A 16,976-nucleotide genomic window follows, 5' to 3' on the forward strand; every position below is an offset into this window, starting at 1 on the left:
TGGCGCCGGGTGCCCACCCATCAACTGTGCTTTCCACGGGTCGGGGGAGGGTTGAGGCAGGGTCGGGATGGGCTGTATGATACCGTCGGCCAGGAAGCAAGGGAGGCAGCCATTTGGGATTACGGCGACAGGGGATCGAGGGAATGCTGGAGGGGCTGAACGAGGCCCAGCGCGAGGCGGTGACGTGGCCGGGGGGTCCGCTGCTGGTACTGGCGGGAGCCGGATCCGGCAAGACCAGGGTGCTCACGTACCGGATCGCGTGGCTCATCGCCAATGGGATTCCACCGCACGCCATCCTGGCGATGACCTTCACCAACAAGGCGGCAGGGGAAATGACCCAGCGCGTCCACGCCATGCTTGACTGTCAGGCCGTGCAGACGGGGGCCGCAGCGGGTGGGGACGGGCAGGCGGAGAGCCGCGGGGATGAAGGCGGGGACGGGGAGGCGGTTGGTGCGGGGCAGGACCAGGCGGTGCGGGGGATCTGGATGGGGACGTTCCATGCCATCTGCGTCCGCATCCTGCGTCCTCATGCGGCGAAGCTGGGGTACGACAACCGCTTCGGCATAGCGGATGGCGACGACCAGGCCCGCATCGTGCAGGGGATCATCCGCGACCTGGGGGTGGAGCGCACCCACAAGCCGGGCGCGGTACTGGCCGAGATAGGGCGGGCCAAGGACCAACTGGTCGGCCCCGGGGAATACCTGGCCCGGGCGCGGGGATTCTGGGATGAGAAGACGGGGGAAATCTACCGCCTGTACCAGGAGCGCCTCCGGGAATCGAACCTGATGGATTTCGATGACCTGCTGGTAAACGCGGTGCGCCTCTTCCGCGAGCATCCCGACGTTCTGGAGAGGTATGCCCGCCGGTTCCAGCACATCCTGGTGGACGAGTTCCAGGACACCAACCGCGTGCAGTACATACTGCTGCGGCAGCTGGCCTCCCACCACGGCAACCTGACCGTGGTGGGGGACGACGACCAGTCCATCTACGGGTTCCGCGGCGCTGACCTGCGCAACATCCTGGATTTCGAGCACGACTTCCCGGGGGCGCGGGTGATCCGCCTGGAGCAGAACTACCGCTCCACGCAGGTCATCCTGGACGCCGCCCAGGGGGTGATCAAACACAACCGGGGGCGGAAGAGCAAGCGCCTGTGGACCGAGCGCCGGGGCGGCGCGCCCGTCCTCCTGTACCGGGCGGAGAACGAGCACGATGAGGCTCACTTCATAGTGGAAGAGGCGATACGGCTGGCCGGGCGGCACGGATACGCCCTGTCGGACATGGCGGTGCTGTACCGCACCCATGCGCAGGCGCGCGTCCTGGAGGAAGCCTTTCTCCGCCACGGTGTGGCCTACGTGGTGGTGGGGTCCGTCCACTTCTATCAGCGCAAAGAGATCAAGGACGTCCTCGCCTACCTGCGGGCGGCGCTCAATCCCAGAGATGATGTGAGCACCGAGCGCATCATCAACGTCCCCCGGCGCGGGATCGGGGAGGAGACGGTGCGCCGGCTGAAGGATTTCGCCCGGCGGGAAGGCATCGGCCTGCGTGAGGCGGCATCCCACCCGGCGGATTCCGGCCTGGGGAAGGCAGCCTGCCGGCGGGTGGAAGAGTTTGCCCGCCTGCTGGACGAGGTGGAGCAGCGCCTGGATCTTCCTGTCCACGAGGTGATCACCTGGGTCATCGAGCGCACCGGGTACCTGGCCGAACTGCAGGCGGAGCGCACCCGCGAGGCCGAGGACCGCATCGAGAACCTGCGCGAGCTGGTCATTTCGGCGGTGGACTTCTCTCGACGGTCGTCCGACCCCCGGGCGGAGGCATTCCTGGCCGAGGTAGCGCTCTTCACCAGTGTGGACACCACACGGGCGGGTGGCCCGGCGGTGACCCTGATGACCCTGCACGCCGCCAAGGGGCTGGAGTTCCCGGTGGTCTTCCTGGCCGGGTTGGAGGAGGGCGTGTTTCCCCATGCCCGCTCCCGGGACAGCGAGGATGAGCTGGAGGAAGAGCGCCGGCTGTGCTACGTGGGTATGACCCGCGCCCGTGACCTCCTCTACCTGAGTCACTCCCGCTACCGCGAACTGCACGGGGGCCGCGTGCTGCCCTCGCGCTTCCTGGAGGAAGTCCCCCCGCACCTGGTGCAGGAACTCCCCTCCTGCGACGAGTTACCATCCTGGGAGCATCCCCGGGACAAGGAGATGGCCCTGGAGCCTTCGCGCCACGGGTTGGCTGGGCTTGTTACGGGGACCGGTCTCCGGCAAGCTGCTGAGGACAGGAGGGATGCCGCAGCCACCGGCGGGACGGTCCGCGGCGGCAGGATATGGCGGGGCGAACCTCTTGCGCCGGGACGAAAGGTGAGGCATCCTCAGTTTGGTACGGGCGTGGTGCTGTCCTGCCGGGGTGAGGGGGAGGACGCCGAGGTGAAGGTCGCCTTCCACGACAACGGCGTGCGGACCCTGGTGGCGCGCTACGCCAGGCTGGACCTGGGCGCAGAACCGTGACGGTGGGCTGGTAAGCCAGGCCGGATGTGGGGAACGCGAAGCTGCACACCGGGCAGCCGCGTACCGGGGCGAATTGGGGGGACACGTGAGGGGATGGGGAGGGGAGCGCCATGAGCGTGCCTGCCTTTGAGGAAGCCAGGGCGCGGGTGGAAGAACTGCGCCGCCAGATTCGCCACCATGACCACCTGTATTACGTGCTGGATGCCCCCGAGATCAGCGACGCCGAGTACGACGAACTGGTGCGGGAACTGCGGCGCCTGGAGGAACTGTATCCCCAGCTGGTGACGCCGGACTCGCCCACCCAGCGGGTGGCGGGGGCGCCGTCGGAGGCGTTCGGGACGGTGGTGCACTCCAGCCCCATGCTCAGCCTGGACAACGCTTTCTCTCCGGAGGATCTGCTGGACTTCGACCGCCGGGTGAGGAGCCTGCTGGGCGGCGAGCGGCCCGAGTACGTGGCGGAACTGAAGATCGACGGGCTTTCCGTGGCGCTGCACTACGAACGGGGCAGGTTCGTGCGGGGGGCGACGCGGGGGGACGGGGAACGGGGCGAGGACGTGACCGCCAACCTGCGCACGGTACGGAGCATCCCCCTTGTCCTGCAGCCGCCCGGGGAGATGCTGACAGAACTGGAGGTGCGGGGGGAGGTGTACATGCCCGTGCAGGCGTTCCAGCGCCTCAACCGGGAACGCGAGGAAAGGGGCGAGCCCACCTTCGCCAACCCCCGCAACGCGGCGGCCGGATCGGTCCGCCAGCTTGACCCCCGTGTCACGGCGGGCCGTCCCCTGGATACCTTCATCTACGAGATCCGCCGCTGGGAGGCTCAGGGCCCGGAGGGGCCGGAGACGCAGTGGGAGGCCCTCGAGATGCTGGGGCGACTCGGGTTCAAGGTGAACCCCCACCGGCGCCTGTGCCGGGACATCGATGAGGTGATCGATTACTGCCGCTACTGGGCCGAGCACCGTCACGACGTGGGATACGAGATGGACGGGTCCGTGATCAAAGTCAACTCCTTCGAGCAGCAGCGCCGCCTGGGGGCCACCACTCACCATCCCCGCTGGGCCATCGCCTACAAGTTTCCGGCCGAGCAGGCCACCAGCCGCGTGCGCGACATCATCATCCAGGTGGGGAGAACGGGGGTGCTTACGCCCACGGCCTTGCTGGATCCCGTGCGCCTGGCCGGGGCCACCGTGAGCCGCGCCACCCTGCACAACGAGGACATCATCCGCCAGAAGGACGTGCGCATCGGCGACACCGTTATCGTACAGCGGGCGGGGGACGTGATCCCGGAAGTGGTGGCCGTGGTGAAGGAGAAGCGCACCGGCCAGGAACGCGAGTTCCGCATGCCCGACCGCTGCCCGGTGTGCGGGGCCGAGGCGGTGCGCTTGCCGGGCGAGGTGGCGGTGCGCTGCACCGGGGTGGCGTGCCCGGCCCAGCTCAAGGAGCAACTCATCCACTTTGCCTCCCGGGACGCCATGAACATCGAGGGGTTGGGCCCCGCCATCATCACCCAGCTCATGGACGCCGGCCTGGTGAAGGATGCCGCCGACCTGTACTTCCTGAAGTACGAAGACGTGGTGAAGCTGGAGCGGATGGCGGACAAGTCGGCGCGCAACCTGCTCGATGCCATCGCCGCCACGCGCGGCAATCCCCTGCACCGGTTGATATACGCCCTGGGCATCCGCTACGTGGGCGAGAAGGTCTCGCGCGTCCTGGCCGACCACTTTGGTTCCATGGACGCCCTGGCCCGCGCCACCGAGGAGGAACTCACCCGCATCCCCGAGATCGGGCCCAAGATCGCCGCCAGCGTGGTGGCCTTCTTCCGGCAGGAGCAGACCCGCCGGGTGCTGGAAAAGCTGCGCCGCGCGGGCGTCAACATGGAACAGCGCCGGGCGGCGCCGGCGCGGGAGAGCCCCCTGGCGGGCAAGACGGTGGTCTTCACCGGCACCCTGCAGTCCATGGGACGCAAGGAAGCGGAAGAACTGGTGGCCTCCCTGGGCGGGAAGCCGTCAGGCAGCGTGAGCCGCCACACCGACTACGTGGTGGTGGGCGCCAACCCGGGGTCCAAGTACGACCGCGCCCGCGAGCTGGGCGTGAAGATGCTCACCGAAGAAGAGTTCCGGCGCCTGGCCGGCCTCGCCTGACCCTGTTTCAGAAACTGATGTGGAAGACGGGTCCGCTCGGTCGGCTGGCGCTTGCGGGCGGGCCCGCGTTCATTACGGTTTCGCACTCCGGCGCAGGCGGGGTCGCTGTGACCTTCACAGGATCGCGTGGGGCGGGCTCAGCCTCCGCACGCCGCGGTGCGTCAGTGGGGTATTCGTCCTGTCCAACTTCCAGGATACCGCCCGGTTGGATGAACAGCGACTTGAACCGGGCCCCACCGTGTACTCGTCCGGTGCGGAGAACAACCAGCCTGCCGGCTTCGACGACGCCTTTGACCTCACCGGCGACTTCCAGGTAGTCGGCCAGGATCCTGCTCCTGCATAAGCCGGTGCTGGCCACTCTCACCCTTCCCGCGCCGCATATGTCACCGTTGACCTGCCCGCGGATGTCGGCATGGACCATCCGTCGGTCTCCTCCGGGGCCGCCCCAACGAGGGGCATTACTTCCACAGCCGGCGGGCCCAGGCCAGGTATCCCTTACAGTTGGCAGTTACGGGGTCGGGCACCAGTTCCGCGTGGGAGAGATGGGGCAGGAGGTAGTTGCTGAGGGCCTGGCCCCCTCCACCACTCACCAGCAGCCGGTCGAACTCCAGCACCCGCCAGGTAGAGTGGAGCTCTACCAGCACCTTGGCGGCCAGTTCTTTGAAGACCTGGTTCCTGATGTCGGTGATGTCCACCTCGCGGCCTGCCACCCTGATCCTGCCCGTGATCACGGCTTCGTCCAGGGCGTGGTTCTCCCGTTCCAGCCCGTACCGGGTGAGCAGGTGGTTCGCTATCTCTGCGTAGGCGGCGGCCAGGCCGACCGCGATGGTCCTGCTCTTTTCTGGGATGAATTCCCCATCCTCGACGGCGGCCAGGTCGGTGGTGCGGAATCCGACGTCAAGGACCCCGATCCGGCCTTCCCACTTTCCCTCCACCGGTTGCCCCCACGGGTCAAGGGCACGGGACCAGAATGTACCCAGGGGCTGGGGCACGATCTCGATCCGCTCGACCTCGATTTCCACTTCCCGTGGCTGGTCACGGTCGTACAGGGTCAGGCGGCGCTGTTGCCTGAGGGTACCGGACAGGACGGGAGCCAGGTGCATCTGACCGGGTGGGACGCCAGTCACCACCTGGAGCCTGTTCGCAGTGCCGCCACAAAAGAGGCTCAGGCCTGCCAGCAGAAGGACCTCGAAATCCCCTCTTTCGGCCCGGGTGGGCGACAGATCGCGGAAGGGCAGCCGGGAGTGCCGTATCGCGGCCTTTCCGACGAAGAAAACCCTGTCCCCCAGGCCTACCCTGAGGTGGTTCAGTGCTGAAGGTTGCTGTGAGTCAGCGCGAAAGATCGGCTTGGTGTGACCTTCCCCCACCACACTGGGGAAGACGTAGCCTCTCTCGCCGTCCGTCACCTTGACAAACCCGTAGCCGAGATCCAGACCCAGCACCTGGCTCATTCCAGCACCTCCCAACCGGTGACCTGCATGGTCGTAGCCCTGCCCGGGCGGAGTTGGCGACGGCCTTCGTGCCAGCACAGGAACAAGCACACCGTGAAAGCAACCGGGCGGTCGGCCTCATCGCTCCTCGTGTAAGTCATCGGTGACCGTGGTCGGATTCCTTAATCACCGACCCGCCGGGTACGGGGGTTCGGTGTGGGGGCCCTGGGCATCTTGCCGGGGGGCTGATTCGGCGCGGGAGCGCTGGGCGGCGTAGTTTATGCGCAGGTCCGCGAGCAGGGTCTGCAACCGCCGCAGGCCCGCGGGCTCGATGCGCGGAGCCAGCAGATCGACCAGGGCGGCGATGGCGTCGATGGCCAGGCGGGCATCTTCGAAGTCCCGGGTGATCTTGCCCGTGGCCGGGTTGGCCACCAGCCCCATGCGCTCCCAGGCTTTCTCCGCCAGGCCGGCAATGGCCCACTGGATCATGTCACCCGCCGAAAGGGAGGCGATGTAACCGACCGCTTGGCGGGCTTCTTCGGCCAAGCGGGACGCCGCTTCCGGGTCGGGAGGCGGCGTCCGGGGGGTGCCGGCGTCAGCGGTACCGCGGTCGTCGTTGTCCCTCATGTCCATACCCCTCCTTGCGGACGGGCCGTAAGCGATGTCTGTCCTGCGTAGAGCATACACCATCCTGGAGCGGGCGGGCAATGCGGCCACCGCCCGGTGCGGGAGTCGTGGAGGAAGCGATGGACCTGCCGATGGGTACTGGTTGAACGATCCAGCGGACCAGCAGTTCGACCTCGGACCCAACCGGGCGACCTGGACCGCCGGATCCTTTGCCATCTGGGGTTACCCTTGCCGTAGCCGCCGGGCGGAAGTCGCGGTTGAGCGAGAACCCAACTGCCCCGATGCCTTCAATTACCGTCGCCTCGGGAACTTGCGGTGGTTTCTTGGCTGTGGCTTACCAACGCGACCGAAGTAAACCCCCCAAACCGTCCCGGGACCTGCGTATGAGCTAATGCGGGGACAGCAGTATCCCCGGACCCGCCGTGAGTTGCTCTTCTGGCCGGCGGGATGGCGTTTGGTAGCTGTCGGGGGTTCGCCCCAAGAACGTCTTGTCTGAGGAGGGAGATGCGTATGCCTCACTATCGGAGGGGGAGCCGGCTGTTGAGAGCGGCAGTGGGTTTGATCATGTTCTTCGTCCTTGTTGCCCCTGTGTACGGCGGCATGCCGCAGCCAGGGGGAACGGTGCATGCTGCCGGGACCTTGCCCCTCCCCTCTGACGTCAAGGATGTCACCGATCTGCAGGCGACTGACGGTGCACAGCAGGTGCTCGTCGACCAGCTAAACCTAGCCAGGGAACAGGCTGCCGAGGTCGTCCGTCAGCTGGCCCAGATGGCCGACGAGGTTGACGAGGCCATCCGACAGAGTGCCAGATCCGTTGCGGATGAAGCGAAGGACCTGGGCACCGAACTGGTTGGGCAAGCGGCCGACGTGCTTAAGGATGCTGTGTACCGAGCAGGGGATATCTTGGCGCGTGCACAGCAACGCGTCGGCGAACTTCCTGTCGGTCTGCCGCGTATCGGCAAAGCCTTGGTTGGCCCTACTCTCACTGACTTGCTCGAGACACTCAAACCAGGTGACACGGTGGAATTGCTCATCACTTACGATCATTACCCTACTCAGGCTGACCGTGTGAGGCTCCTGGAGACGGAGGTCCGCGGCGGCATACAGATGAATGTGCTGCCCGTGATTGCAGTTGTGGCTCCCATCTCAGCGGTGGACGACATTGCTGCGCTGCCGGGGGTCGTCTCCATTTGGTACAACCAGAAGTTGCAGTATTTCATGAAAGACAGCCGTGTCCTCATTGGGGTCGACAAGCTAGAGAAGGACCGGCGCTTCCAGACTCTGTGGCCCCGGAAGGATCCCGCCACAGGCCAGCCCGTTCCGCCCTTGGGGACCGGGGTCAAGGTGGCCGTGATCGACAGCGGTATCGACGCCCTCCATCCAGATTTGCCCCTGGGTGACAAGGTGGTAGAGAACCGGAAGGTACTGGGGTTGAGCGTGGTGGAAGAGTTGGGCGTGCCGGACATCATTGGCCTGAAGTTGTCCCCGATTCTGCCCAACACCGATACCACGAGCGGGCACGGGACCCACGTGGCGGGCACGGTGGGTGGCCTGGGGACGATGTGGCAGGAAAATGCAGGCGTCGCCCGCAACGTGAAGCTGATCGGACTCGGTACGGGCGAAACTCTGTTTATCCTTTCTGCCGTCGAGGCGTTTGACTGGGTACTTGAGTACAACTTGCGGCATCCCAACGACCCCATCCGCGTCACCACTAACAGTTGGGGTACCAGTGCGCCCGCTGACCCGTTTGATCCGCAGTACGGATTCCTGACGTACCTTTACAATCCCGTCGTCGTTGCCACACGGATGCTCTACGAGCAGGGCGTGGTTACCTTATTCGCGGCTGGGAACGACGGCGGCTACGGGACGATTAACCCGTATTCGGTCTGGCCGTGGGTAATCAGCGTTGCGGCCGGAACCAAGTCGGGCGAGTTGGCCGGTTTTTCGTCGCGCGGGTATGATCCCCTCATGGAGCACGATGGCAGGTTCTACAAGGTGCACCGGTTGGGGCAGTGGTCTTTCCGGCTCATCGACCTCCTCCATCCCGACATCACCGCACCGGGTGTGGACATCATCTCTGCGCGGGCTAGCACGGGCGTCCTGCCGGTTCTGGCCGCCACCACGGACGTGACCACGCTGGGCACGAAGGCTGCTTTCTACACGGTCATGAGCGGCACAAGCATGGCTACGCCCCATGTGGCGGGCGTGGTTGCTCTTCTGCTGAGTGCGGATCCCAGCTTGACGCCGGCCCAAGTGTACCAGGTGCTGGTGGAGACGGCACAACCCATGGTCCAATATGCCGAGTACCAGGTCGGCGCGGGATACGTCGATGCATATGCTGCCGTCCACAAAGTGCTGGCTAAGAGGGCGCTTGGCCTTGACCTGCCTTACGGGCGGGGTTACCCTGTCGCCACTCCGGTACCCTACGGGGACAGACCTGACTGCGGATACGCGATGATGCCGTTGGGGGACCCGTGGCAGGAGGCCGGCTCCTACGTAACGGGGCGGCGGCAGTACTACAAGTTCAGCCGTCCGTTTCCCTTGGGGACGACTACGGTGAAGTTAACTTCCCAGTACGACCCGACGGTGGATGTGCTTATCTCGACCAGCAACATCTGGATTTACCGTCCCACGGACGGTAAGCGCACTCCGCGAGACGACGAAGCGGTGGCGATGTTCACGGGTATGGACAGCAAGGTCTTCATCAATGACCCGGTGGTGGACAACGGCAGGGATGAGGACGACTCGGATCTGTACTGGTACAACCTGCGTGGCGCTTTCTCTGTCCTCACGGGTACTGGTGGGGCGGAGCTGCCTAGGAAATTTGCCTTCACGGTTCAACCCCTCGGGCTTACCTTCACCGATCAGGCGTTTGCTCGCTCCCTGCAGTCTCTTACTGCCGAAGATCGCGCTTTGGTTAGGAAGCTAGTGCGAGCGGGGGTGCTTGCTCCGTTTGGTGCCTTTAACCCGGACGCGCCGATGAAGCGGGCAGACTTGGCGCGTGCGGTGGCTCTCCTCGCGCGTGTCAAGCAATATGCTCCAGAGGTGCCGACCTATGGCGACGTTGGGCTCCACCACCCAGCCTACGTGTTCGTGGAGTCGCTTCGGGGCCAGTGGGATTTCGCGGGTCAATCGGAACTGCCCCGGGGCGTAGACGTGAGGAAGGTTATGGGCGGTGCGACGGTAGATTCGAGCACGGGGGCTACGGTGCCGATGTTGGAGGGCGAAGCTACCTTGTTCCAGCCCCATGCACCGGTGAGCGCTCTGGATGCGGTGGTGACCGCCGGCACGTTGGCTGGCAAGCAGTCGCGGGCCGAGGAATTGGCCAAGCAGGCGAACGAGCATCCGTACGTGGAATTTGTCCACGACAAAGAAGGTGGCGTGCTGCGCTTGCGAGTGATGAGGCAGGGGCTCACCGCTAGGCAACTCGGGTACATCGCCCTCGCTTTTGAGGAAGGCTGGCTCGATCCGATCAGGGAGGTCGTGGTTAAGCAGCCCACGTTTGAGCAATGGTACCAGTGGTACTTCTTTGGGCGCGGGAAAAAGCCTGAGTGGGTCGTGGAGTTGTACTTTGACCCGCTCGAGCCGGCCAAAACGCTGAACGTATACCGGGTGATAGACAGGGTGTGCAGGTGAAGCGCCTGGCGGAGCAGGAGGGAGGCGTGCGGGGGCGCCTCCCTGTTCGTCTGCCAATGGGGTGTGTGATGATCTGCCACCCTGCGGACCCTGGTATGCGGCGTCTGCTCAATCAAGGCCGGCAGGAGGACTGCGGTTAGTGGCACGGTTAGCGGAGGTTCGGCCCGTGCCCGGGGAGCGAGATGCGCAGGCGCGCTGCTGGCGCGCGCTTCCAGACGTGATCGCGAAGAGTGCAGCACGCTTGGCTGTTCCGCCCCGCGCGTGGCGGTTGCATGGCGGGATCGGGGAGGGTAGTGTCTCCGGTCGGGCACGTCGACGCGCGGGTCAAAACCGCATCTGCCGGAGGGTAGTGCGCTATCGTCATACGCGAGCTTACTGGTTCCGAGACCGGCAGGTACATAACCCCCTGCTCGGGGTGGCGGGGTGCACCTCACCCCTGTCCAGGCACGAGGGGTTCAAGGAGATATTCCGGTACGTCTGGGGCATTCCCCGTCGGGTGAGCCACGTGTGGCCAACTCGTCCGTGGCGGCTTACCTGAGGCGACCCCGCGGCTGTCACAGCGGCTACGTTCGCCATCCGAAATATCCGAGACGAAGCGTCAGAAAACCGTGAGACCGAACAGGCAGGACTGGCAGCTTTTTGCTTCGTATACTCACATTGCCTGCACGCGCGGGGCGTGGGCCCGGTCGTCAACGCATGCGGGGGCACGCGTGCCGGGGCTTCATGCTGATGTAAGTAGCAAGAACGGCTGTGCTACGCTTGCTTGGGATCCGTGCTCCGTTGCTCGGCTGCAGTAAGCGGGGGAGGCACCCTGCAGAAATGAATGAGTCGCTTGGGGAACTTATCCGCCGGGCACGGGGGGGCGAGGTGGAGGCCCGCGAGAATCTCATTCGCACCTGGCAGCCTTTCGTCCGACTGGTAGCATCGAGCGTGTGCGGGCGGCACCTGTCTTGGGAGGCCGCGGACGACGAGTTGAGTATTGCCCTGATTGCTTTCAACGAAGCGATTGACCGTTATGAGTCCGGCCGCGGGGTAGACTTCGCCCGGTTTGCGCGTCTCGTGATCACCAGCCGCCTGAAGGATTACATACGCAGGGAAGCACGCCATCGGCACCTGGCCCTTGTTCTGGTGACGTCCGATGGAGAGGAGTACTTGCCGGCTGAATATGGGTCGTCAGCGACACGTTACGAGGTAGAACAGGACGCACAGGCTCTGGCCGAGGAGATCGCTGAACTTGACGGCCTTCTGCGGCGGTTCGGCTTTAACTTCCGTTCGCTTGCGCGTTGTTCCCCGCGGCACCGCGAGACCCGGGACCGATGCGTTCAGGTTGCACTTGAGCTCGCGCGCGACCCGCAGTTGCTGGGAGAACTTACTGTGCGGCGCAGACTGCCCCTAAGCGAGCTCCAGAGACGGACGGGCGTGAGCCGGAAAGTTCTGGAGACCTGGCGGCGCTACATTGTGGCGCTCACCTTGATCCTCGCCTGCCCGCAGTTCGTAGGCCTGAGACAGTTCCTGCACATGGACGGCGAGCTGGGTGCAAAGAAGCAGCCGAGCGCGGGCTTGTCGGGCTAGGTCGGAGCGCGCCCGGTCCGCCGGGCTTTTGGGCTAGGGGATGGGTAGTACCGCATAGGCAGGTTGGAGCGAACCCACCGGTGGGGTCACGGGTTCCGGCTGCGGTACGGCCGGCTTCGCTTCGCCACTCCCCTGGGTGGGCGGAGGCAGCAGGATGGTGGGTTCCCCCGCCCGGGTGGTATTCCCGACGTCAGGAGAAGTGTCCGGCAGGGCGGGCTCTCCAGAGTGCCCCGTCATGTCCCGGGCGTCGACAGTGGGTTCGTGGGGGACGCTAGGAATGCCCACGACTCCAGCCGTTTGCCGTGTGATCAGCCCGCTCGTTGCCTCGTCATCACCCCAGTGCACAGCCCCGGTGACAGCCTCGGTGACAGGGGTCATCTGCTGGGCGGTGCGCGCTGTCACGGTTGCTTCCCTACTCGTCTCGGGAACTTCTGTAAAGACCCCTTGCACCAGTTGGCCGGCCGTTTGTGTGACCGTAGAAGCGGTGCCAGGTGGCACGGCGCTCTCGTACGCTGCGGGAGATGGAGTCTGACCTTGTAGCTGGTTGCTACCAGAGGCCGTTGAGCCTTTCTCGGCCGTTTGCTGCTTCTGTTCTTTGGCGGATATTCCACGCTCGACTGGCACGACCCGGGACTGGTTGACCGGTGCAGGCTCGTGCGGGTCACCGCCACCGTGGGCGAAGGGATCCACGTAGGGGTACGAAGAGCTGTCCTGGTTTACGGGGACCAGCCGTTGGATGACCGGTCCGAGCACCATGTTGCTGTCAAACAGGTTGCTGACGCCCACCTGGGCGAGAAGCTCGCTCAGGTCCAGGGTGCGGGCTTTGCTTCCCTGGTCCCCGTGCAGAGCCTTCCGAATGAGGAGATACCGGGACACAGTGACTCCTGCGGCACTGGCCTCTCGATACAAGCGAGCGCGGGCCTCGTAGACAAACACCGTACCGCCCGCGCGGTGGCGCATCAAGGAACGTTCTACGGCCTGATAAGCAGCATCAGGTGCCAACGAGAGATCATTTCCAATCATGCGCAGGCGAACGAATGCGATGAACACAACGTTTCGCTGACTGGGAGAAAGGTACCCGAGGTGCCAGGCTTGGTCCAAGAGACGGGTTAGCGCGTCTGCGAGGTCGAGGCCCGCCACGGAAACGCTCCGCAGCAAGTGCGACGCATGGGCGTTCAATGGCTCAGCGGTAAGAACGCGACCGGACCGATCGAGAGCCAAGTTGAGGCTCGGGTTGAGGTCTATGGCCACCACGGCGGCTGGTCCGGCTAGGGCGGCCCAGAGACTCCACATCAAAGCCAAGAGGAACACCGCGGCCGCAAGCGCACAGCGCTTCCACGGGCCGATCTGCACCCACGCGCGCCAAGCCCGGGGGCCGGCCAAGCGTTCTGCTGGTACCCGGGGGTTTTCCGCTGCGACGGTATTTACCGGTGGCTGCTCCCTCAGGAGGGTGATACAATCAGCGGTTAAGATGTCGCATGGTACGGAAGCACTGGAGCGCCTAGCCGGATCGGGGACCGCACGCAGCCGGTAGCAGGCTCCAATCCGGGGAACAGGGCCGCGGAACGGCACCTCCAGGAAAAAACCGTTGTCTGTCAGTACCACGGCCTTATCGCCATTGACCGCTACCACTAGAGCGCCGCGGTCTGAGTTCGTGCTACTCTGCGTCATCGGACGGTCTCTCCATCCATTTCACGCCGCGAGACCGCAGACGTACACTCATGTTTGCCGACCTTCCCCTTGGGATATATACGCGGGCTAAAACACCCTCCGGGGGGTTGACGCAACCCGGTTTTGGAGCCGCTGCCCTTACCCCCCGAAATCACAGGCGTCCGTACGTATTAGTCGTAAGCATCATAGCTGGTTTGGCCAACGGTGTCCAGATGCTTGAGGCACCCGGGAGGTGATGACCTGTGTGCGGACCGCGGTGCAGGCGCAGTCTTATGCGCCTTCTTCTGACAGTGGTTCTTGTCGCATGCGTCGCGGTCACGGCTGGTGCCCCCACACGGGCATTGGTCCAAAACGACCTTGGTGCAGCAGCAGGTGCTTCGGTGAGCGGTACGCAAGGAGTTACAGAGGGTGGGACCGAGGTGCTTGACGGCACGGTGCAGCCAGCTCCAGGTTCGGTGCAGGACACCCTTGAGGGAGGAGCGAGCAGCCTCCAGCTCGGCGTCGAAGGCACCGCGGGCCCGCTCCAAAGTGCGATCACGGATTCGGCCAGCCCCGTCCAGGGTGCCGCCGAAGGTGCTGTGGAAGCGGTTAGCCAAGGTATCTCGGGGACCACAGGAACGCTGCAGGACGCCGTTGGGAACGTGGGCGGGGGCTTGGAGGATGCGCTGCGTGGTGTCGTGGATAGGGCTACAGCCCCCTTACAGGAAAATGCCGGCTTGCCCGGCCTGGGGGGTGCCGGTGAGAATCCGGCCCCGGCCGCTGAAGCCCCGGAGGAGCGGCCGGTGCCCGAACGCGTGCTGGCAATTATCGTCTGCGACCATGGAGCCACTAGTCGTACCCTGGAAGCTCTCTCCGCCCTTGGCGTAACTGGTGGCGTTGTGTTCCAGCACCTACCCATGGTGGCGGTTGCCGTCGACGCTCGCCAGTTGGCCATGCTGAGGAGGGTGCCGGGTGTCCGGTCGGTGTTCCTGGACCGACCTCTAGAGTGCTACCTCAACGAAAGCGTTCCCACCATCGGCGCTCCTGCGGTCTGGCATGTCCTGGGATTCACCGGGCGCGGGGTGACGGTGGCCGTGGTTGACACGGGCATTGATGCCACACACCCCGACCTGTTGTTTGGGGGCAAGACGGTTGAAAACGTGAAGGTGGCAGGTGGGCGGAGCTTGCTCGAGGGCTCGGGGTTCGAGGGTTTTGTACTGCCCGTGTACCTGACGCGTCAGCTGGTCACGGACACTACCAGCGGTCACGGGACTCATGTGGCTGGTATCGTTGCGGGAACTGGATCCGCGAGTAGCGGTGCCCGCAACGGCGCGTACGTGGGGGTGGCGCCGGGCGCCTCGCTGGTTGGGATCGGTACCGGAGAAGGGTTGTCGCTGTTTTCGGTCCTGGAGGCCTTCGACTGGATCCTTGCTAACAAGGAGCGCTACAACATCCGCGTGGTTAACAACAGCTGGGGCACTTCCGGGCAGTTCAATCCTGATGATCCCATAAACGTGGCGACGCGAGCCCTCTATGATCGGGGCATAGTGGTGGTTTTCGCTGCTGGCAACAGTGGGCCCAGCCCCGACACGCTGAACCCTTACGCGGTGGCGCCGTGGGTGACCGGCGTGGCGGCTGCCTGCAAGGAAGGAGATGTGGCGGACTTCTCCTCGCGGGGTGTACCGGGCGACGACCTGTACCGGCCGACCGTAACTGCCCCAGGGGTGGCCATCGTATCTGCCCGGACCAAGACGGTGGGCATCACTGCCCTTGCAGCCGCTGACGATTCCAGTGGCATCCCGCCCGATTTCATCCCGTTCTATACCACCATGAGCGGTACGAGCATGGCGGCTCCCCACGTCGCGGGTGTGGTCGCCCTCATGCTCGAGGCAAATCCGCGCTTGGACCCGGAGACGGTGAAGGAGATCCTGATCAACACGGCCCGGCCGATGGGGGGCCGTCTGCCCTACGAGGTGGGCGCAGGCCTCGTCGATGCTGAGGCGGCGGTACGGGAGGCACTGACCCTCGACACGCCCGAGAAGATCCGTGCTTATCGAGTCCGGGAAGCGAGGAACCAGGACGCTGTGGACGGATCCTGGGCCACCGTAGCAGGAACCCTGGGTCCATCCCTGACGTACGCAATAGGTGACGGGGTCTTTTATACCGTCAAGGTGCCGCCCCGCACGGTGCGGCTGTGGGTCAGGTTGTCTTGGGACAGCGAACTCAACGACCTCGACCTATTTGTGACCTCCCCGGATAGCGCTCAGAGGATTGCGTCTCAGCGCTTCCAGATCATGGAGGGTGGTGCGTGGGAGAGTGTGATCGTCGAGTCGCCCATGGAGGGTGCCTGGACGGTGAGCGTGCGCGGCTGGTTGAACGCTCCGACCGCGTACCGCCTTTCTTACCGCGTCAGCGCGGCAGTTACCGGTCAGCCCGGAGAGTCCGGCAGCGGGGGGCCCGGCGGCGATGCTGGCGCAGGCGGTGGCACGGTGGGGGAACCCCAGCCTGGTGACGGCACCGGCACCCCTCAGGAGCCCGGGAGGGATCACACGCGAACGCCCGGCGGGGCTGCACCGGGCGGTCAGACAAGTGGTGGCTGGGGCGGTACGGAGGTAGCAAGGGGCGCTAGCGCGGGTCAGGGTGGCCCCTCAGAGGGTAGTGGGTACGCAGGAGGGCAGGCCGGTGGTGCTAAACTACTGGCTGCTACTGACAATGAGCGGCGCAACCTGGTCTGGCAGTGGGCGCTGGCTCGGGGGCAAGTCCGCGCGGGCACGTTTCTGCCTATTGCTGGCGGAAGGTTCTTAGACGTAGCGGATCACTGGGCTGCGCCAACCCTGACCTTGCTCGCGGAGTTGGGCATCGTGCGTGGCGTTCGGGTCGCCCAGGGGGTGGCCTTGTATCCAGACCGCGCCATCACTCGAGCGGAACAGGTTGCCATGCTCGGTCGTGCTCTGGCTTATATCGAGGGTCGACCCGACCCGGCAAGCGCTCCCCATGGGCGGGCGATCTTCGGTGACGTGGTGGGGCACTGGGCTGAACCGTATGTGACAGACCTGTTCGCGCGAGGTTTAGTGCGCGGCGTGCCTGAAAAGGGCGGGGCTCCGCGGTTTTTCCCGGAGAACCAGGGCACGCGGGCGCAGGCCGCCGTGTTGATTGCGCGGGCGCTCGGCTTGCCAGAGCAGGTGATGGGTAGCCCCGAGTACGACGTGCCCTTCGTGGACGCGAGAGGGCATTGGGCTGAAGGGGCTATCTGCAGCCTGTGGCAGGCCGGCCTGGTTAGTGGGTGTCCCGGCCGAGTCTTCGAGCCGGATCGTGCTATAACCCGGGCGGAATTTGCCACGCTGATCATGCGTCTGCTGGCCTCCAAGGTGGCTGGTCAGCCGGTGGCAACTGGGGGAGGTGGCAGGTAGGGGCATAATATAACCTGA

Annotated in this window: 9 protein-coding genes; 5 read left to right on the forward strand and 4 right to left on the reverse strand. The window is 65.1% G+C overall.

Translation table 11 applies throughout. The features are described 5' to 3' along the window. Window positions 1–113 precede the first annotated feature (113 nt). Window positions 114–2,492: a UvrD-helicase domain-containing protein gene (locus AB1446_09005; protein ID MEW6547042.1), complete on the forward strand. Its 2,379-nt coding sequence runs from the start codon at window positions 114–116 to the stop codon at window positions 2,490–2,492. A 110-nt stretch (window positions 2,493–2,602) separates the two neighbouring features. Further along, window positions 2,603–4,633, forward strand: coding sequence for an NAD-dependent DNA ligase LigA (gene ligA / locus AB1446_09010; GenBank protein ID MEW6547043.1), 2,031 nt, complete (start codon window positions 2,603–2,605; stop codon window positions 4,631–4,633). 7 nt (window positions 4,634–4,640) lie between these two features. On the opposite strand, the gene AB1446_09015 is transcribed toward ligA, so the two are convergent. The 3 genes from AB1446_09015 to AB1446_09025 form a co-directional block, all read right to left on the reverse strand. Further along, window positions 4,641–5,054, reverse strand: coding sequence for a polymer-forming cytoskeletal protein (locus tag AB1446_09015; GenBank protein MEW6547044.1), 414 nt, complete (start codon window positions 5,052–5,054; stop codon window positions 4,641–4,643). Window positions 5,055–5,091: 37 nt separating this feature from the next. Continuing rightward, the gene (locus AB1446_09020; protein MEW6547045.1) at window positions 5,092–6,084 is read right to left on the reverse strand and encodes a ParM/StbA family protein; all 993 of its coding nucleotides are present in this window, start codon (window positions 6,082–6,084) and stop codon (window positions 5,092–5,094) included. Window positions 6,085–6,249: 165 nt separating this feature from the next. Further along, a complete protein-coding gene (locus AB1446_09025) occupies window positions 6,250–6,690 on the reverse strand; it encodes a DUF1844 domain-containing protein (protein MEW6547046.1) in 441 nt (146 codons plus the stop codon). 540 nt (window positions 6,691–7,230) lie between these two features. On the opposite strand from AB1446_09025, the gene AB1446_09030 reads away from it, so the two are divergent. Both AB1446_09030 and AB1446_09035 read left to right on the forward strand, forming a co-directional pair. Further along, entirely contained in the window at window positions 7,231–10,326 is a 3,096-nt protein-coding gene (locus AB1446_09030) for a S8 family serine peptidase (GenBank protein MEW6547047.1), read from the forward strand. 819 nt (window positions 10,327–11,145) lie between these two features. Next, a complete protein-coding gene (locus tag AB1446_09035) occupies window positions 11,146–11,898 on the forward strand; it encodes a sigma-70 family RNA polymerase sigma factor (GenBank protein MEW6547048.1) in 753 nt (250 codons plus the stop codon). Window positions 11,899–11,931: 33 nt separating this feature from the next. Here the strand turns inward: AB1446_09035 and AB1446_09040 are convergent, their stop codons facing one another. Continuing rightward, on the reverse strand, window positions 11,932–12,300 hold the full coding sequence (locus tag AB1446_09040) for a hypothetical protein (protein MEW6547049.1): 369 nt from the start codon (window positions 12,298–12,300) through the stop codon (window positions 11,932–11,934). 2,051 nt (window positions 12,301–14,351) lie between these two features. On the opposite strand from AB1446_09040, the gene AB1446_09045 reads away from it, so the two are divergent. Beyond that, window positions 14,352–16,958, forward strand: coding sequence for a S8 family serine peptidase (locus AB1446_09045; protein ID MEW6547050.1), 2,607 nt, complete (start codon window positions 14,352–14,354; stop codon window positions 16,956–16,958). Window positions 16,959–16,976 lie beyond the last annotated feature (18 nt).

The sequence above is a fragment of the Bacillota bacterium genome, assembly GCA_040757085.1.
GTDB lineage: Bacteria > Bacillota > Sulfobacillia > JACIYH01 > JACIYH01 > JACIYH01.